The organism is Facklamia sp. P13055 (assembly GCF_050409445.1).
Lineage (GTDB): Bacteria > Bacillota > Bacilli > Lactobacillales > Aerococcaceae > Facklamia.
In genome coordinates this window covers 50167-67140 of the sequence record NZ_JBNUPL010000004.1, presented here as the reverse complement: position 1 = coordinate 67140, position 16974 = coordinate 50167, and the positions used below count along the sequence as shown (strand labels likewise).

The following is a 16974-nucleotide window of genomic DNA, read 5'->3' as shown; positions in this document are numbered from 1 at the left end:
ACATAAGAAAGTAGAGCTTAAATTAATTAATTATTCTCTTTTAAATTTGACACCCAATCTTTAGCATCTTGCACAATTTGAGGCGTAATTTGATGGGTATGTACCCATTCAATGGATAGGTCTGCTTGAACGCTTGTTAATTTTTTAATTAAGTCATTGTTTGCTTGCATACTACAGATTGGATCTGCCTCACCCATGGATAAGAAGAGTTGATGATTTGACAAATCTTTCTGCTGATCAATGGCCATAGGGTAGAGTGGGGCAAATAAAATTCCTTTATTAAAGCTTTCTGGATAGTGAATTAAGATATTTAAAGCAATATTAGATCCGTTTGAGAAGCCAATAAATATTACTTTACTTAAATCAAATCCTTTTTCACTACTCATCTTTTTGATGAATTCAACAAGCTCATCACTTCTTTCCGCTAGATCTTCTAAATCATAGAGACCTTCGGCCTTCCGTTTAAAATAACGGAGGGCTCCATTTTCGTTAACAGTTCCTCTTATAGAGAGAATATTAGCTGAAGATGAGATTTCTTTGGCTAAAGGAATAAGGTTAGTTTCGTCTCCTCCTGTACCGTGTAACAGGACAAAAGTGTATTCAGCATTATCAGCTGCGTGATAGATATATTCCATAATTACCTCCTACTTTGGTCTTTCAAGTTGAATGGTCTGTCCTAAAGTTGCATAATCATTACCCGCTAAACGACTGATCGGTTTTAACTGATCAGCAAGCACATAAGAATTCTGGTAAACTTCCTCAGAAAGATGGAAATGTACTACTCGCATCAAGAATAAGTCAGCTGAAACTTCTTTACCATTTGATGATGGGATCTCGATGTGTTGGTGTAATACTGTTTCATACCTTACTTTCATCTCAGCTATACCAGGCGTTTGAATTGTTTGACTGCTAGCAAGAGTGAATTGGGTTAAATCCAATTCACTCTTATTTTTTGGCAAATTGCTAGCTGTCAAATTGACTTCTTGTAAATTTTCTTGGTCTACGATGTGGAAAACGGCTTCTTTATTAGCTAGGATGTTTCGAGCGGTATCCTTCATCTTACCTTTTCTTTGAATGGACACCATGAGGATGGGTGGATTGTAAGCTACCATATTAAAGTAGGAAAAGGGTGCTAAATTTAAGCTTTGATCGTCATTTTGTGTGGCTATCATTGTAACAGGTCTAGGGATGACTGAACCAATTAAAACCTTATACTGATCTTTAGGTGATAAGTCTGTAACTTTATAAGATAACATATTATCTACTCGCCTAATCCACTATAAATTTAGGCAAAGATGACTCGATTTCTGAACGCTTAGACTCAAACTGTTCAGGTAGTTTTAATTGACTACCTAAATGATCGAAATCTTCATCTACTTGGAAGCCAGGTTCTTTAGTAGCAAATTCGAAAATGATGCCACCTTTTTCTCTTAAATAAATCGATTTAAAGTATTTACGATCTTTGACAGGAGTCAGATGATAATTCGCTTCTTTTAAATGGTCATGCCAAGCTTGAAGGTCAGTCAATCGATCAACTGACCAGGCTACATGATGAACAGTGCTTATGCCAAAACGTCCTAGTGGTTGTGCCTTTTTTAAAAGTAACACACGGTGTTTTTCAGGTCCACTTAATTCGATGTGTAGGTATTCGTCAGCTTCTTCAACCAATTTGGCCCCCATTTCACGTGTTAACAAGTCAAGAGTCCCTTGAGGGTTGGTAGATAGGAGTACCAAGCCATAGAAACCGATAATTTCATTATTGTCTGAGCTTGTCTCAGCTTCGACTAAAGCAATATCTAGATCATGAGGATCTGAAAATTCTAAAGTGGCTGCAGAGAACATATTACTCTTATGATAAGTAATCTCATGTTTTTCTAATTGATTTTGCCAAGCTGTGAGGCTGCCCTTAGGGATAGAAAAAGCAATTCTTCCGACTTGCCCCCCGCCTTTTGTCCCTTTATGGTCATTATCCCATGGGAAGAAGGTCATAATTGTTCCATTATCAACCTTCGAATTCGCAAAATAGGTATGATAAACAGAAGGGTCATCAAAATTGACAGTTTGCTTAACAAGTTTTAAACCGAGGACTTTTGTATAAAAATCGTAGTTTTCTTGCACATTACCCACTATGGCACTAATATGATGAATACTTTGAATTTTATCAACCATGATTTATTCCCCTTTCCAAACAGTATCAAATGGGCGAACTTGACTTTCGATTGATTCTCTTTGACCTTCTAAGAATGGTGGTAAAGATAAGATTTCACCCAGATTCTCATAAGATTCGTCTCCCATAAAGCCAGGTCCATCAGTAGAGATTTCAATTAAAATGTGACCGATGCGAGCGTATAAAGCCTTAAAGTAATAGCGATCAACCAAACCAGAATTTCCAATTTCTAATTTTTGGTAACGATCTGCCCAAGCTTGAATCGCTTCGTCATCGGCTACTCGGAAGGATACGTGGTGAACAAGTCCATAACCTTGCTGCACTTGTGGAGTTTCAACGTCTTTGCGTAGAATAACTTGACCACCGTGTCCGCCTTCACCAACTTCTAAGAGTGCAACATCGTCATGTTCTTCGACAATACGCATTTCATAGATAGTTGTTAAGGCAGCTTTGAATTCTTCAAAGTAACCGACAGTAATTTCAATAGGCCCAAGGCCGTAAATAGCAAATTCTTCAGGAATAGGACCGTTTTTCCAAGGAATTCCTCCAGGGATACCCTCATTATTTTCATCTGAGAAGATTTGATAGGCTTGGCCATCTTCTTCTTCAAAAGCTAATACTTTGCTACCGAATAATTCTTTAATACCTTCATGTTTAACATTTTTTTCTTCAAAACGTTTTAAGTAATATTCTAAAGCCTCATCAGATTTTACACGCAAACCAATACGGGAAATTGAGTTTGTTCCTTTAACGCCTTCTGGTAAGTTAGGAAAATCAAAGAAAGTTACATCCGTACCAGCATTTCCACGGTCATCAGCAAAAAAAGTGTGATAAGTATGGATATCATCTTGGTTAACTGTTTTCTTAACCAAACGTAAGCCTAAAGTTTTTGTCATAAAGTCATAGTTTCTTTCTGCGCTATTTGTCATAGCTGTCACGTGGTGGATTCCTAATAAGTTGTTCATAAAATTTCCTCCTTTAAGTTTAGAGAGTCAAAGCATTTAATAAGATTCGATTTTGTTATCTCGAATTCGAATTAAATTTAACATGAATGAACAGAAAATGCAAGCATTTTGTCTCGAATTTTACATTTCGCATTGTTTTATTATTTATTGAATGGTTTTAGTATAAATTAAGAGTGTGATGTTGATAAGGAATGTGTCTTGCAGTCAGTCTGTAATTTGCTAAAAGTGTGACGATCGAAATGTTATCTTATGATAATGAAGATTTTGTAGCTTTTAGTCAGCTGAAAGTCAAATCGAGAGCGAAGCTTATAAAAGTAGAAAGTGAAACTTAATTTAGAAAGTGCATTAGGGATATGGAAATTGCAAAAAATGCAATCATTGAGCTTGTTAAATTGGCACCTTTAGGAGATCCACTCGAAATTCGAGTGAGAGGTTATCAACTTTCGATTCGTAAGAGTGAAGCTAAATTAATTTAAACAACCCTTTTATCGGGAGGAGCGAAGCATGCGTAAAATTACCTTATTAGCTAATCTTAACTGTGGGAAGACCACACTTTTTAATCTGCTCACCGGATCTAATCAAAAGGTCGGAAATTGGCCGGGCGTGACGATTGATAAAAAGAGGGCTAATTTTAAACGAATCCTACCACGGTCATCGTTGATTTACCAGGCATTTTTTTACCTTCCTATATAAAAGAAACTTTGTCACACGATTATCTATTAGATGAGCAGGCTGATATGATTTAAATGTAGTAGATGGGAATAGATTTGAAAGAAGTTTTTATTTAACTATCCAATTATTAGAGTTAGGAATCCCACTAGTTATTGTAGTGAATAGGGCAGCATAAGTTAAAAAAGCATTGAATTAGATTCAATAGTTTTATCAGAATTCTTTTATTGAGTTGTTCTTTTCATTTCTGTTAATGAATTTTAAAACCCTTATGATTCTTTTCATAATTGTAGGAGGTTAATTTATCTCCTAAAAAAGAATGGTAATCTTTTAAAGCCGGAAAGAACAAGTGGACATCTTGCACTGCAACGGATTGTCCTTTGGCCGGATTGAATGTTAAAACACCCACCAATATAGTAGGATGTTCCTGTGATAAAGTATCTGATGAAGAGCGACTAGTTATTCAAAGAGAAATTGCTCAGGCCAAAGTTAAATTTCAAAAAAATTAATAACTAACAGCTCTACTCTTTATATTGGTTTAGGCTGTTTTTGAATTAAAATAGAAATTTCCGTTCTTGACTTGACCGACTTTGAAAAGTATGAGACTCTAAAAAAGAAATAATAAAATAGAGAGGGCGTTTTGGATGCGAGATTTATCTTTTTTTAAAAAATCGATAATAATACTTACACTGATCAGTCTTGTAAATCTTTTGTATCCATATCAAGTCCTGGCTTTGGAGGCTTACTATTCTAAAAGTATTTATGTTTATAATTTGACAGAAGACAAAACCGAGTTGTCTTTAAAAGCCAACGTCTCTCGTAAACCTGCTTCCTTAGTAAAAATTATGACAACACTTGTTGCACTAGAACATATCGATAATCTATCAGCCTATGCTCCAGTGGATGAAGCCAGTTACTATCAGGCCATAGAAGAAGGCGCAGCTATGGCGGGTTATTATCCTTATGAGTCAACCACTTTTCGTGATTTGCTCTATGGCACCATGCTTCCTTCAGGAGCTGAAAGTGCAAATTCATTAGCACTTAATGTAGCCGGATCCAAAAAGACTTTTATTAAGTGGATGAATGAAAAAGCTGAAGAATTAAAATTAAAAAAAACTAAGTTTAAAAGCGTGGATGGCATGGATCAAGCAGGTCAAGTAACTACTGCTAAGGAAATCGCTATGTTATTGAAAGAAGCTTTAAAAAATGGTCATTTTGAAGCAATCTTTAAACGTAAAGACTATTTATCGACGGCAACTAATGCCCATCCCTCAGGTGTTTATATGGAAAGTACTGTTTTCAAAAAATTGCGGGAATTTTATCAAGACGGTTTTGAGATTACTGGTGGCAAATCTGGTACTACCTATGGAGCCGGCTTATGCTGGGCCACTTTAGCTGAAAAAGATGGTAAAGAATATATAGTGGTTGTCATGGGTTCAGAATTAAATGATCTTAATAACCGAGTAGAAGGACAAGTGCTGGATACACTTAAAATTCTTTCAGAACTATAGTAAAAAACGGAAGAAAACTTATAAATAATATTAAAAAGGACTCTCAAAATGTACTGACCTCCTAAATCCGAACACGGAATTAGGAGGTCATATGTATGTCTAAAGATAATTTTGACTGGCGACTAAAGGTAGTAATAGAAAAGGAAAAGGGTGACGAGCGATGGAAGAAAAGAGCCATCGCGAAGATATGGATTGAGTTTTGCAAGCTTCAGGAATTAATTGTTTATCAGAAACTGCTTTAGAATCTTTTCTAAAGTGTGGGATAGCTTCAATGTTAATGAGGGTAAAATGTTCAAACTTATAACGCTATTCCATCGTTTTCAAGAGGTGAATTTATAGTAGATAATCCCGAAGACATAAAGAAAGTTCATGAGCTAGACTTAGAAACGGGGCAAAGGCTGTTCCCTGGTCGACAAGTTTTAGTAGTTACACAAGCAGACAACGAAAACGCATTCCTATATAATCACATTGTTATAAACAACCCGAATCCAATTGGTGTATCAAACTATCAGGATCTAATAATCGTTGGGTAAATATACAGCCTAAGCACGACGAAATACTAGGAGAATTTGGTGCGAATGTAATTACTTATCAAAAGATAAAGCGATTAATTGTAGAACGATTAGCGAAATTAAAACTGCTGACAAGGGTAAATGTGTTTGGAAAGACGATTTAAGAGAGAATCCTAGAATCCCTAGCCAATTCTGAAGTTGTGACCATGAAGAAGTTTAAAGAGGATATATTATTAAATTATAAAGTAGATGCGAGGGAACGAAAGCATGGTAATTTATCCTATTAATTTATAGATGAAGATTTTATAGAGCAAAAAATAAGAGCTGATAAATTGGGAACTCTTTATGCTAAAGAAAAACTTCACTTAGCTATTGAATGAAATACGCAAGGTCAACCAAAGCCCGCAGGAAAGAAAACTGCACAAAAGAAATCGTCAGCAATAAAACGCTCACCAATCACACAAACGTCTCTAATAAACGTACAAGTGGTAGAAAACGACGGAAACAAAGATTATAGCGATCTGTTCAAAGAAGAACCTACACAAACAACAAAAAAGTTAAGAAGAAGGTTAAACCTAAAAAAGAAGATATACCAGCTTTTAAACCAGCAAATAATAAAGATTTTTACGATGTAAAGAGAAAGTCTGCTAAATCGATAGAAGACGTACAAAAAATAGTAAAAGAAAGATACGAGGAAACTTTGATAGATAGCAAGTACAAAGAAACACTAGAATATAAGATAACTAAAGCCAAGGAGGAAGAAGCAAAAAAACAAGAACTATGTGATAGATAATTATTTGCTTAATATCAAAAAATAAAAGTAGTTCTCAAAAGCTGAAAACTACTTTAAACAAATATTAACTTTACAACTTAAGACAGCTAACTAGCTTGAATACTCTGAGGACAGCCACCAAATAAAGGTAAATAAGTGAGTAAACTTATAACAGCCGTAAGAATACCAGCTATTTTATAAAACTTCTTTTTTCATTCATCACTTTCCTTATACCAAAGAAAGACAAAAATACCTAATAATATAGAAGCTAACACTAAAATATTTTAAAATTAGAAAAAAAGAATTCATTAAAAGTTAGTTTTTAACTCTAACTTTTTGGAATCACCTTATAGCCACTTTGATGTGGCTGTTTTTATCTAGTTTAAAGCTTTTTTATAGATTGCTCTGGATACTTTCAACGTATGATTTTTGTGTTCACCAATTTTAGTAAATTTATTGGCCTTAAGTTAATTGACTAGATAGTTGATATATTATGCTTTAAGATCAATTTCTGTAAGCTAGCAGGCAATCCAATTGGCTGGAAGAAATTGCGTGTGGTTTCAATAGCTGTTTTTTCTTCTCGTCTGATCTTTTTTAACCGTTAAAACTTTACTAATGATGATTGAGAAGGTATCGATAGGATTACCATTAAAAGCAGCAGTCATAAATTACTCCCACCAATGACTGCCCCCCTCCTGTGGTTAAAATAAAGTTCAAGCTTTCAGATTTTATTTTATCTACTGTTTTCAGAAGTTTTTCATAATATGAGATTGCACACAATCTCATAGACTTCACTCCAGTGACTTTGCCTCAGAATGATTACTATTTTATCGAAGCTAGCAACTTTTAGACAGTTTCTCAGCCAAAAATGATTAATACTCTGCTATTATTGGGAATTGACTGGACAATAATGTGTCCTAATTAAATGAGAAATGTGATGGACTATAAAATATGAAGTTTCTAATCGTCATAGCTAAGCCTTCTGTTATTTAATTTTTAAAGTAACAATCTTTTAAAAGCACTTTTAACGCTTATCGGATCTAATAATGCTATACTGAGAATTCGAGCTGATCATTTAGTCGGTTGATACTAAAGATAGAAAGGAAATATCTATGTGTACAGGAATTAAAATTAATTACCCCGGCGGACATGTTGCAGGACGAACAATGGATCTGGAAGCACCCGTTGACTACAATATACTTTACTTGCCTAAGGGGTATCCGGTAGCTGAAAATTTGCTAGGCGGCTTTCACCATTCTCAATATAAGATGCTTGGAGTTGGTTTTCGCAATATGGACCCTTTAAAGGATGGGGTCAATGAGCATGGTCTGATTGGAATCACCAATGATTTTGGAGGATTTGGCTTATATGATAATCAAGTAGATAAAAAGAAGAACAATGTTTCTGCTTTTTATTTTATGAATTATATCTTAGGTAATTGTCGCAATGTTGATGAAGTCTTAGCGATTTTACCGACCGTTCACATCTCAAGTCATGATATGAATGGAAATAAAGTCATCACACCAATTTTCCACTTTATGTTTTCAGACAGTCAGCAAAACTGCATTGTGGTTGAGCCTGAAAAGAAAAAACTAAAAGTCTACCAAAATCCTTATGGTGTCATGACCAATGCACCAAAATTTCCTTCTCATCAAAAACTCTTGCAAACTACTTTTAATCAAGAAAATTTGAACCAATTTAATGCTGCTAAAGACCTACCTGGTGGATATGATCCAAAATCACGTTTTTTAAAAGCTTATTATCTAGCACAACAAACACTTGATAATCATGACAGTCAGTCTGCCTTTGGCAATCTTTACCGCGTCTTATCTTCTGTTGCTTTACCTAAAGGCTTTATCCCTAACAAAAAATATCATTCTTACACACATACTGTTTATTTATCTGCTTATGATAGTCCATCAAGAAGGTTGACCATTCAATCCGCTCAAAATCAAATGGTTTATTCAATAGTTTTTGATGACATCGAAGATTTAAATCGAAGACAGGCTATATTCTTGCCGGCTGGATTTACTTATCAAACACTTAAATAAATTAAAAACGCTGGAAGTTATCCAGCGTTTTTTTATGGTGATAGGATGCGAAAGTGGGTATATTTTATTTGCCAATAGACTCATCTTTAATAGTCTTAGAAATTAAATTTTTTCGCAGAAAATCAATTCTGCCATATCGAAACTAAAATAGGCTGTTTGATCATCGTTATATGAAAAAATAAAAATACGATTTGTGTCATCAATCTTATCTAGGTGAATTCTTTGATTTAATTCAAGATTAATTTGTTGTAAGTATTCTAGTAGTTCATGTTTATCGATACAGCGACGAAACACTAGGTGGTCACCTTCACTAAATGATGATAGAGGTGTCCGATAAACTTCTTGATAATTATCAATTGTGGGAATAATACTTCCATGAGGACAAAATTTTGGATAATCTAGCAGTTTTTCTAATTTCTCAAAAAAATAGTCACTTTCTAAATGTTCAATAGTTTCAGCATCGTTGTGAACTTGCGTGATGTCATATTTTAAGATTTTCATTAAAAAAAGTTCGGCAATGCGATGTTTACGCACAACCTTAATCGCACTTTCTAATCCTTGTCTGGTTAAACGCACTCCTTTATAGGCGATAGATTCAACAAGATTGTCTTCAACTAATCGGCTAATCATATCGGTTACAGACGGAGCTGAAATATTTAAGCTGTCCGCAATTAATTTATTTGAAACATATTCTTCACTACCGTTCAAACTGAAAATCGCTTTAAGATAGTTTTCTTTGACATTGGATCGTTTCATTATCTCTCCCTCTTTCATAAGCTTTTAATACCTTAGTCTTTCTTAGTGAATTTTCTTAGTAAATTTAGTATAACACAACTACAATTAACTAGACTAAAATAGTTTTTCACCAAACAAAATTATGATATAGCAATCACAAAACAAAAACATTAGACCCTCCTAAATAATTTATTGCTTAAAGTTAAAAAATAGTGTACACTCTTACTAGTGAAGAAAGGAGTATATATATATGATTCAAATTAAACATTTGAATGTTGATTATTTTGGGCACAAAGCACTAGTCGATGTGAACCTTGATATCCCATTTGGATACAGTGAGGGTATTATAGGGCCGAATGGCGCTGGAAAATCAACCTTAATGAAAGCAATGTTAGGAATTATTCCTAGCAGTGGAAAAGTGACTTATAATGGCGAGGACATTAAAAATAAATTAAGAAAAATTGCCTATGTTCCTCAAAAAAGTGACTTAGACTTAACTTTTCCCATTACAGTTGAAGATACTGTTTTAACAGGAACTTACCCTAATTTACCATTGTTTAAAAGACCAGGTAAGAAGGAAAGAGAAATTGTGGATTACTGTTTGGAGCAAGTAGTGATTGAGGATATTCGAAAAAAACAAATTAGTAATCTATCTGGTGGTCAGCTACAAAGGGTGTTTATTGCTCGAGCACTGGCTCAACAAGCAGAAGTTTTCTTTTTAGATGAGCCTTTTGTTGGGATTGATCTCAAAAGTGAGAATATTATTGTGGACATTTTGAGGCAATTGCGCAGTGATGGGAAATCGGTATTAGTGGTCCATCACGATCTTCATGAGGTGCAGTCATACTTTGATCGACTTTTAATTTTAAATAAATCAGTCATCGCTGAGGGAGCAGTTAAAGAAGTGTTTACTAATGCGAATATTCAAGCAGCCTACGGAGGCTCATTAGGAAATGTTCAAATAAAAGGGTTAGGTGATTAAAATGACAGAAGTGTTTTCTCAACTCTTTGACCTACCTTCCTATGTTATTAATGCAGGTTTATCCGCAATTTTTTTAGGGGTAGTGTCTGGAATTATAGGTAGCTTTATTGTTTTAAGAAAGATGGCCTTGATGGGAGACGCATTATCGCATGCGGTATTACCTGGGGTAGCTCTTTCCTATATGTTTGGTATTAATATGTTGTTTGGAGCATCGCTTTTTGGGATTTTTGCTGCTGTTCTAATTCAATATATTTCAAAAAAATCTAACATTAAAAGTGATACTGCGATTGGCATCATTTTAAGTTCATTTTTTGCTTTAGGAATTATCTTAATTAGTCAAGCACGAAGTGGAATCGATTTAAATCACGTCTTGTTCGGTAATATTTTAGCGGTTCCGAATTCTGAGTTAGAACAATCTTTTTGGGTACTCGTTGCTGTGATTATTATTGTAAGTCTTTTTTATAAAGAGTTATTAATTTCATCCTTCGATCCTGTTGTTTCGAAAGCATATGGACTCAATACGGATTTCTATCATTATTTATTAATGCTTATGTTGTCCGTTGTAACTGTCTCCTCACTCTCCCAAGTAGGAATTGTGTTGGTTATTGCTATGTTAGTTATACCAGCTGCGACTTCCTATTTATGGACAAATAAACTAATCCATATGATTCTATTAGCCTCAATAATTGGAGCTTCAATGGGACTAATCGGAACATATATAAGTTTCCAAAATAATCTGCCTACGAGTTCAGCAATTGTCTTGTTGGGTTCACTAGTTTTCTTAATTTCATTTTTTGCTTCACCAAAAAACAATTTTTTTAGAAAGGAAAAAGTATCATGAAAATATTTAAAAAATTTATTGCATTGACTCTATTATTATCTACTATCTTATCAGGAATTGGAGGGGGGGTAAAAGCCCAAGCCGCTGAAGATAAAAGCCTAAAAATCGTAGCAAGTTATTCAATCATCGCTGATATGGTTAAGAATATCGTTGGAGAACATGGAGAAGTCTATAGTTTAGTGCCAATTGGAACAGACCCTCATAGCTATGAGCCGTTACCAGGAGATGCTCAAGAAGTATCTGAAGCTGATCTCGTTTTTTATAACGGATTTAACCTCGAAACAGGAAAAGGTTGGTTTGATGATTTACTTGATGTAACTGATAAAAAAGATGTAGCTTTTGCGGTGACTGAAGAAGTAGAACCTATGCATTTAACAGCTGAAGGTAAAGAAAATGAGCAAGATCCTCATGCTTGGCTAGACGTACAAAATGGCATTAAATATGTTGATCTTATTGCTGAAAAAATAATTGAAGCTGATCCAGAGCATAAAGAAGAGTATCTAAAAAATAAAGAAGCTTATACCAAAGAATTAGAAGATCTAGACCAATATGCAAAAGATGAAATTGCTAAAATTCCAGAAGATCAACGAATCTTAGTTACTTCAGAAGGAGCTTTTAAATACTTTTCTAAGGCCTATGGCTTTGAAGCAGCTTATATTTGGGAAATCAATACAGATAATCAAGGAACACCTGACCAAATGAAGCGTATCTTAGATATTATTAATGAGCGTGATGTGAAAGCCTTATTTGTTGAAACATCAATCAATCCTAAAACAATGGAGACAGTTTCTCAAGAAACAGGAATTCCTGTTAAATCGAAAATCTTTACAGATTCATTAGCAAATGAAGGCGAAGAAGGAGATACATACATCACAATGATCAAATGGAATGTTGACCATATTGTGAGTGGTATTCTTGAAACGGAATAATTATAAGATTTGCTAACAGAACTAACTACATTTATCTTAGGGAGAGCTTAGGATATATTAGAAATTAAGAAACATTCTACTTATACACGTTCATCGGATGCATGAGGTGTTCGGTAGATTATATTATAGGGAGAATAAAATGCGGTTGAGTATTTATACTCGACCGTTTTTTATATGGTAATTGGATATGAGTAGCAAATATATCCTGTCTTGCAAAAATCAAGATCTATGTGGTGGTGTTTGCTGAAAGTAATCCAGAATCTACCGATAATTAAAAAACTTTAACTCTTAAATAAAAAGAATAAATATGCGAAAAGTATGCTAGTATCTATATGTTGCTGAAATATTTTTGGAGGAATGCATGAAAACGAAATGTAACTATTTATTAAGCTTATTAATACTTTTTCTAGCCATCTCTTTAAGTGGCTGCTTACAAGTTGAAGAGTTTTTGCAAGAATTCACTGAAGAACCAGTCAGTGAACAGTTAGCAAGTGATTCCAGTAAAACAAGCCGAGAGGGTTTTACAGAATTAAAAGTTGAAACAGATCCATGGCTTAACCAAGAAAATACGAGCGAGGTCGTTCAAGAAGAAGCGTTTTATTATAATCTAGAACAAGTCGCTGCCTATATTCATCAATATAATCGATTGCCAGCTAATTATATAACTAAGGAAGAGGCAACTAAGCAAAACTGGTCAACTGCTGATCCGATTTATGTGATTGGTGGCAATCGATTTGGCAATCGAGAGGGTAAATTACCTAAGAAAAAAGGAAGGCAATACTATGAAGCTGATATTCAAGCAGGGTACAGTCACCATCGTGGATCTGAACGAATCGTGTATTCTAATGATGGGCTGATTTATTACACTGACGATCATTATGATAGTTTTAAGCAGCTTTATTGAAAGGATGAAGAGTATGAAAATTATATTAGATGGCCAAGCCTTTACAGACAAGGAGACGACTTATTGCTATTTGATTGATCGATTAAATTTGCCCCACTACACGGGTCATAATTTAGATGCTTTATGGGATGTCCTAGGAGATAGCCGTCCTTTAGAGATTGAAATATACCGTGCGCGTTTAATTTTGGACCAACTCAATGATTATGGCCGTTGGTTGCTCGATTTGTTTGGGGATGCTTCAATTGAAATGGAACATCAAGTGACTCTTCATTGGTAGAGTATTTGGGAAGGCAATCGTCTTCTCTTTTTTAAGAATAAGTACTATTAAATTTAAATCAAACTCGTTATAGTAGAATGAGAGAATTAAAGGTGGGAGAAGCTATGCAAGAAACAATTGGACTCTATATACATATCCCTTTCTGTCAAAAGAAATGCCATTATTGCGACTTTTTAACCTTTGTGGATATGGAAGAGAGAATGGATGAATATGTTACCTACTTAATTAAAGAAATGGCTCTTTATAGTGGAAACTATCAATTAGACACAATTTATTTTGGTGGCGGAACACCTTCTTATTTAGAAGCTGAACAGATGGTTAAGATTATGGAAGCCATCCAGAGTCATTTTGTGATTCTTTCAGATTGTGAGATTTCGATTGAAATGAATCCCGAATCTGTCACGGAAGAAAAAGTAAAAACCTATTTAAAATATGGGTTTAATCGCTTTTCTATGGGAGTCCAGTCCTTTGATGATGCAACCTTAAGAATGATGGGGCGTTTACATGATCGTGAAACAGTCTATCAAAAGATTGCTTTATTAAAAGACTTAGGTGTTAAGAAATTGGGAATTGATTTGATGTTTGCTAACCCTAAACAGGACATGGATGTTTTAAAAAGGGACATAGAATTAGCTATGCAATTACCGCTTAATCATATTTCTTATTACTCCCTAATGATTAAAGAGAACACTCCTTTTCAACGTTGGGTATTAACCGGACAGATGCGCGTTTTAGATGATGAAATTGAAAGAGAAATGTACCATTATATCCAATCAGAACTGACAAAACATGGTTTCCACCAATATGAAATTTCCAACTTTGCCAAAGGTGATGTTGAAAGTCGCCATAATAAAAAATACTGGCAGTTGAAGAATTATTTAGGAATTGGTTTAGGAGCTTCTTCTAATATTGATTTCGTGCGTTTTGTTAATCATCGACGTTTTGATGATTACTACGGCATGATTGATCAAGGCGAATATCCTATTCAGATCAGTGAAAAGCTTTCTTTGGAAGATCGCGAAAAGGAATATATTATGTTGAACCTACGTTTATTAAAAGGGTTTGAATTTAGTGAAATTAATCAGCGCTTTGGTATTGATTTTTTAACCAAGTACCAAGCAGTCCTGTCTAAACATAAAAAGTTAGGCTTGATAGATTACGATAACCAGGGTATCTGGTTTACTGAGAAAGGCTTAGATATTGGGAATCAATTTTATTTGGATATTTTATAGGAGGGGTATATTGGAAGTTAAACGGGTCAATCATTATCTAGATGACCGCTTTAATGAGGAAGTCTTAAGTCAGCACGGAGCCTTTTTGATTGATAACCAGCCCTATAGTGTCCATATTATCAATGGACATACGGCCCGAGTGCTAGGAAAAGAGGCCAATCATTTTCCAGCTTTAATTGAAGCTTTTCGCTTTTATGCTGAACATATAGATACTTTTCTCGATAAAAACAATCAAATAATTAAACAATTTCAACCGGTTAAACTTTTTTATTTGGAACTGGATCACATTCAGCCTTCGCAGTTCTATGTAGATAAGGACAAATTGCAGGCTATTTCATCTTTTATCAGAAAACAGACAGATATCATCATACCAGTTACAAAAATGAACAAGAGATGGGTCTCTTTAGACGGGCATAGCCGTTTGGCTTATGCTGTAGAAAATGGCTTTAAAACGATTCAAGTTTATGAAACAGCTGCTGATGAGGGTTTGGAATATTTTGTCAAAGAGGCAATAGCTCGTGACATATTATCACCTTATGACTTAAAAGTTTTGACACATGATGAATATCAAGTCCAATGGAATCAGTTTTGTGATGATTATTTTTCGTCGTTAAACTAAGCCGATTTTTTAAGTTTATAAAGTAAGGAAGGATTTTAATGAACGATATTGAAATTAGAGAAGAGGGACTGCTTCCATTTGAGCAAATTTTAGCTCTTTATGAAAATGTTCGTTGGACAGCCTATACTAAAGAACCAGAGCTTTTAGAAAAAGCTATCCAAAACAGCTTAAAAGTTTGGACAGCTTGGGAGGGTGATCAACTAATTGGCCTAGCACGTGTAGTAGGGGATGGGCTAACCATTATCTATATTCAAGATATTTTAGTACTTGAAGATTATCAAGGACAAGGTATTGGTAGTCAGTTATTGCAGAAGATATTAAAAGAATACCAAGCGGTGCGGCAAATTATATTGATGACTGACGATACTGATAAAACACAAAGTTTTTATAAGAAAAATGGTTTATTTAGAACAGACGAGTATCAGTTAGTAACCTATATGAAATAAAAGTCTAAGTCTCCAATTCTTTATTATAAGAATGGAGGCTTTTTTTATGGAAAAAACTTGTCAAAAACAACCGTTGTGTATATACTGTATATATACACAACAACTAAGGTGAGGTGAATCAATGAACATTTTAATATCTAAGTTAAATCCCAAGCCTATTTATGAACAGATAAAAGAACAGATTATCCAAGCCATTTTAAATGGGGATGTGGAAGAAGGAGACTTACTTCCTTCGGTAAGGGGCTTAGCAAAAGACTTAAAAGTCAGTGTAATAACGACCAAAAGAGCTTATGAAGACCTTGAAAGAGAAGGTTATGTAACTTCAGTGGTCGGGAAAGGTACCTATATAGCTGAGCAAGACCATGATTTCATTAGAAGGAAATACTTAAAAAGAATGGAAGCATTAATTAAAAATCTGATTGAAGAAAGTGCGATGATTGACCTCAGTTTGGAAGAAATAAAAGTATTGGTGGAAAGGATCTATAAGGAGGGTAAATAATGGGAGAATTTGTGATTGAAATGAATCAAGTATCAAAAACATTTACTGATTTCTCAATTAACAACTTAGATTTAAAGATTCGTAAAGGTTATGTGACTGGTTTTGTGGGACCGAATGGATCTGGAAAAACCACGATCATAAAATTAATTATGGGACTTATGAAAGCAGAAAGTGGATCGATTAAAGTTTTTGGTAAGGATCTTAAAAAGCATGTGGTAGCCATTAAGGAAGAGATAGGCTTTGTTTATGCGGAAAATTATTTCTATGATCACTTAACAGTCGAAGAAACGGGAAAAATGATCGCCCCTTTTTATAAAAAATGGGATTGGGAAACCTACTGGTCTTACACCCAATCATTTGGATTATCAAAAGCTAAAAAAATAGAAGAACTCTCAACGGGTATGAAAGTAGCGCTTTCTTTAGCCATTGCCTTATCACATGATCCTATGTTGATTATTCTTGATGAGCCAACTTCTGGGCTGGATCCTATCGTAAGAAATAGAGTTTTAGATATTTTGTTTGACTATATCCAAGACTCTGAAAAGTCTGTTTTTTTCTCAAGTCATATTATGACAGATATAGAAAAAATAGCTGATCATATTGCAATGATTCATTATGGAGAACTGATTATTAATAAAGAAAAAGATTATCTCCTCAACCAATACAGGTTAGTGAAGGGACCTAAAGAAATTTTAGACGACGAGCTCAGGAGCCAATTAATTAATTGCCGAGAAACATCAGTCGGATTTGAGGGCCTTTCGTCAAACTATGAGCTATTTAAAGAATTATTTGGAGAACAAGTGATTATCGATCCGGCTAATCTTGAAGAGATAATGGTTAATTTATTTGATGAAAGGAGATAG

At 34.5% G+C, this 16974-nt stretch carries 19 protein-coding genes and 3 pseudogenes; 17 read left to right on the top strand and 5 right to left on the bottom strand.

What is annotated here, in order from left to right:
• Positions 1 to 26: 26 nt before the first annotated feature.
• From ACQV2O_RS02710 to ACQV2O_RS02695, 4 genes are read right to left on the bottom strand one after another with little or no spacing between them, the layout of a single operon-like run.
• Positions 27 to 635 carry an alpha/beta hydrolase gene (locus ACQV2O_RS02710; protein ID WP_428874911.1) on the bottom strand — a complete coding sequence of 203 codons (609 nt, stop codon included), beginning with the start codon at positions 633 to 635 and terminating at the stop codon, positions 27 to 29.
• Between the two features lie 9 nt (positions 636 to 644).
• Positions 645 to 1256: a flavin reductase family protein gene (locus tag ACQV2O_RS02705; RefSeq protein WP_428872713.1), complete on the bottom strand. Its 612-nt coding sequence runs from the start codon at positions 1254 to 1256 to the stop codon at positions 645 to 647.
• Positions 1257 to 1269: 13 nt separating this feature from the next.
• On the bottom strand, positions 1270 to 2169 hold the full coding sequence (locus ACQV2O_RS02700; RefSeq protein ID WP_428872714.1) for a VOC family protein: 900 nt from the start codon (positions 2167 to 2169) through the stop codon (positions 1270 to 1272).
• Positions 2170 to 2172: 3 nt separating this feature from the next.
• Entirely contained in the window at positions 2173 to 3132 is a 960-nt protein-coding gene (locus tag ACQV2O_RS02695) for a VOC family protein (RefSeq protein WP_428872715.1), read from the bottom strand.
• A 335-nt stretch (positions 3133 to 3467) separates the two neighbouring features.
• On the opposite strand from ACQV2O_RS02695, the pseudogene ACQV2O_RS02690 reads away from it, so the two are divergent.
• The 7 genes and pseudogenes from ACQV2O_RS02690 to ACQV2O_RS02660 form a co-directional block, all read left to right on the top strand.
• A pseudogene (locus ACQV2O_RS02690) lies at positions 3468 to 3608 on the top strand (FeoA family protein); the annotation flags it as partial.
• A 28-nt stretch (positions 3609 to 3636) separates the two neighbouring features.
• The gene (locus ACQV2O_RS02685; protein WP_428872716.1) at positions 3637 to 3825 is read left to right on the top strand and encodes a FeoB small GTPase domain-containing protein; all 189 of its coding nucleotides are present in this window, start codon (positions 3637 to 3639) and stop codon (positions 3823 to 3825) included.
• A 61-nt stretch (positions 3826 to 3886) separates the two neighbouring features.
• Positions 3887 to 3979, top strand: a pseudogene (locus ACQV2O_RS02680) (hypothetical protein); the annotation flags it as partial.
• Positions 3980 to 4445: 466 nt separating this feature from the next.
• Positions 4446 to 5312, top strand: a complete 867-nt coding sequence (locus ACQV2O_RS02675; protein WP_428874910.1) for a D-alanyl-D-alanine carboxypeptidase family protein — start codon at positions 4446 to 4448, stop codon at positions 5310 to 5312.
• A gap of 95 nt (positions 5313 to 5407) precedes the next feature.
• On the top strand, positions 5408 to 5554 hold the full coding sequence (locus tag ACQV2O_RS02670) for a hypothetical protein (protein ID WP_428874909.1): 147 nt from the start codon (positions 5408 to 5410) through the stop codon (positions 5552 to 5554).
• A 60-nt stretch (positions 5555 to 5614) separates the two neighbouring features.
• A pseudogene (locus ACQV2O_RS02665) lies at positions 5615 to 5845 on the top strand (hypothetical protein); the annotation flags it as partial.
• Positions 5846 to 7708: 1863 nt separating this feature from the next.
• Positions 7709 to 8647, top strand: a complete 939-nt coding sequence (locus tag ACQV2O_RS02660; protein WP_428872722.1) for a linear amide C-N hydrolase — start codon at positions 7709 to 7711, stop codon at positions 8645 to 8647.
• Between the two features lie 102 nt (positions 8648 to 8749).
• Here the strand turns inward: ACQV2O_RS02660 and ACQV2O_RS02655 are convergent, their stop codons facing one another.
• Entirely contained in the window at positions 8750 to 9403 is a 654-nt protein-coding gene (locus ACQV2O_RS02655) for a metal-dependent transcriptional regulator (RefSeq protein ID WP_428872723.1), read from the bottom strand.
• A 229-nt stretch (positions 9404 to 9632) separates the two neighbouring features.
• On the opposite strand from ACQV2O_RS02655, the gene ACQV2O_RS02650 reads away from it, so the two are divergent.
• The 10 genes from ACQV2O_RS02650 to ACQV2O_RS02605 all read left to right on the top strand — a co-directional run bounded on the left by ACQV2O_RS02650 (position 9633) and on the right by ACQV2O_RS02605 (position 16974).
• Positions 9633 to 10364, top strand: a complete 732-nt coding sequence (locus ACQV2O_RS02650; RefSeq protein WP_428874908.1) for a metal ABC transporter ATP-binding protein — start codon at positions 9633 to 9635, stop codon at positions 10362 to 10364.
• Between the two features lies 1 nt (position 10365).
• Positions 10366 to 11205 (top strand): iron chelate uptake ABC transporter family permease subunit, encoded by an 840-nt coding sequence (locus ACQV2O_RS02645; RefSeq protein WP_428874907.1) that lies wholly within the window; start codon positions 10366 to 10368, stop codon positions 11203 to 11205.
• Positions 11202 to 12134, top strand: coding sequence for a metal ABC transporter solute-binding protein, Zn/Mn family (locus ACQV2O_RS02640; protein ID WP_428874906.1), 933 nt, complete (start codon positions 11202 to 11204; stop codon positions 12132 to 12134). The genes ACQV2O_RS02645 and ACQV2O_RS02640 overlap by 4 nt, the downstream gene beginning before the upstream one ends.
• Before the next feature lie 361 nt (positions 12135 to 12495).
• Positions 12496 to 13038: a ribonuclease domain-containing protein gene (locus ACQV2O_RS02635; RefSeq protein ID WP_428872726.1), complete on the top strand. Its 543-nt coding sequence runs from the start codon at positions 12496 to 12498 to the stop codon at positions 13036 to 13038.
• A 13-nt stretch (positions 13039 to 13051) separates the two neighbouring features.
• Positions 13052 to 13315 (top strand): barstar family protein, encoded by a 264-nt coding sequence (locus ACQV2O_RS02630; RefSeq protein ID WP_428872727.1) that lies wholly within the window; start codon positions 13052 to 13054, stop codon positions 13313 to 13315.
• 104 nt (positions 13316 to 13419) lie between these two features.
• Positions 13420 to 14547: a radical SAM family heme chaperone HemW gene (gene hemW / locus ACQV2O_RS02625; RefSeq protein ID WP_428874905.1), complete on the top strand. Its 1128-nt coding sequence runs from the start codon at positions 13420 to 13422 to the stop codon at positions 14545 to 14547.
• A 10-nt stretch (positions 14548 to 14557) separates the two neighbouring features.
• Positions 14558 to 15166, top strand: a complete 609-nt coding sequence (locus tag ACQV2O_RS02620) for a hypothetical protein (RefSeq protein WP_428874904.1) — start codon at positions 14558 to 14560, stop codon at positions 15164 to 15166.
• A 38-nt stretch (positions 15167 to 15204) separates the two neighbouring features.
• Entirely contained in the window at positions 15205 to 15612 is a 408-nt protein-coding gene (locus tag ACQV2O_RS02615; RefSeq protein WP_428874903.1) for a GNAT family N-acetyltransferase, read from the top strand.
• A 121-nt stretch (positions 15613 to 15733) separates the two neighbouring features.
• Positions 15734 to 16111 carry a GntR family transcriptional regulator gene (locus ACQV2O_RS02610; RefSeq protein ID WP_428872737.1) on the top strand — a complete coding sequence of 126 codons (378 nt, stop codon included), beginning with the start codon at positions 15734 to 15736 and terminating at the stop codon, positions 16109 to 16111.
• Positions 16111 to 16974, top strand: coding sequence for an ABC transporter ATP-binding protein (locus ACQV2O_RS02605; protein WP_428872738.1), 864 nt, complete (start codon positions 16111 to 16113; stop codon positions 16972 to 16974). Before ACQV2O_RS02610 ends, ACQV2O_RS02605 begins: the two co-directional genes overlap by 1 nt.

Coding starts and splice junctions, on each gene's coding strand:
- ACQV2O_RS02710 (WP_428874911.1), bottom strand. CDS start 635: ATGGAATATATCTATCACGCAGCTGATAATGCTGAATACACTTTTGTC.
- ACQV2O_RS02705 (WP_428872713.1), bottom strand. CDS start 1,256: ATGTTATCTTATAAAGTTACAGACTTATCACCTAAAGATCAGTATAAG.
- ACQV2O_RS02700 (WP_428872714.1), bottom strand. CDS start 2,169: ATGGTTGATAAAATTCAAAGTATTCATCATATTAGTGCCATAGTGGGT.
- ACQV2O_RS02695 (WP_428872715.1), bottom strand. CDS start 3,132: ATGAACAACTTATTAGGAATCCACCACGTGACAGCTATGACAAATAGC.
- ACQV2O_RS02685 (WP_428872716.1), top strand. CDS start 3,637: ATGCGTAAAATTACCTTATTAGCTAATCTTAACTGTGGGAAGACCACA.
- ACQV2O_RS02675 (WP_428874910.1), top strand. CDS start 4,446: ATGCGAGATTTATCTTTTTTTAAAAAATCGATAATAATACTTACACTG.
- ACQV2O_RS02670 (WP_428874909.1), top strand. CDS start 5,408: ATGTCTAAAGATAATTTTGACTGGCGACTAAAGGTAGTAATAGAAAAG.
- ACQV2O_RS02660 (WP_428872722.1), top strand. CDS start 7,709: ATGTGTACAGGAATTAAAATTAATTACCCCGGCGGACATGTTGCAGGA.
- ACQV2O_RS02655 (WP_428872723.1), bottom strand. CDS start 9,403: ATGAAACGATCCAATGTCAAAGAAAACTATCTTAAAGCGATTTTCAGT.
- ACQV2O_RS02650 (WP_428874908.1), top strand. CDS start 9,633: ATGATTCAAATTAAACATTTGAATGTTGATTATTTTGGGCACAAAGCA.
- ACQV2O_RS02645 (WP_428874907.1), top strand. CDS start 10,366: ATGACAGAAGTGTTTTCTCAACTCTTTGACCTACCTTCCTATGTTATT.
- ACQV2O_RS02640 (WP_428874906.1), top strand. CDS start 11,202: ATGAAAATATTTAAAAAATTTATTGCATTGACTCTATTATTATCTACT.
- ACQV2O_RS02635 (WP_428872726.1), top strand. CDS start 12,496: ATGAAAACGAAATGTAACTATTTATTAAGCTTATTAATACTTTTTCTA.
- ACQV2O_RS02630 (WP_428872727.1), top strand. CDS start 13,052: ATGAAAATTATATTAGATGGCCAAGCCTTTACAGACAAGGAGACGACT.
- hemW (WP_428874905.1), top strand. CDS start 13,420: ATGCAAGAAACAATTGGACTCTATATACATATCCCTTTCTGTCAAAAG.
- ACQV2O_RS02615 (WP_428874903.1), top strand. CDS start 15,205: ATGAACGATATTGAAATTAGAGAAGAGGGACTGCTTCCATTTGAGCAA.
- ACQV2O_RS02610 (WP_428872737.1), top strand. CDS start 15,734: ATGAACATTTTAATATCTAAGTTAAATCCCAAGCCTATTTATGAACAG.
- ACQV2O_RS02605 (WP_428872738.1), top strand. CDS start 16,111: ATGGGAGAATTTGTGATTGAAATGAATCAAGTATCAAAAACATTTACT.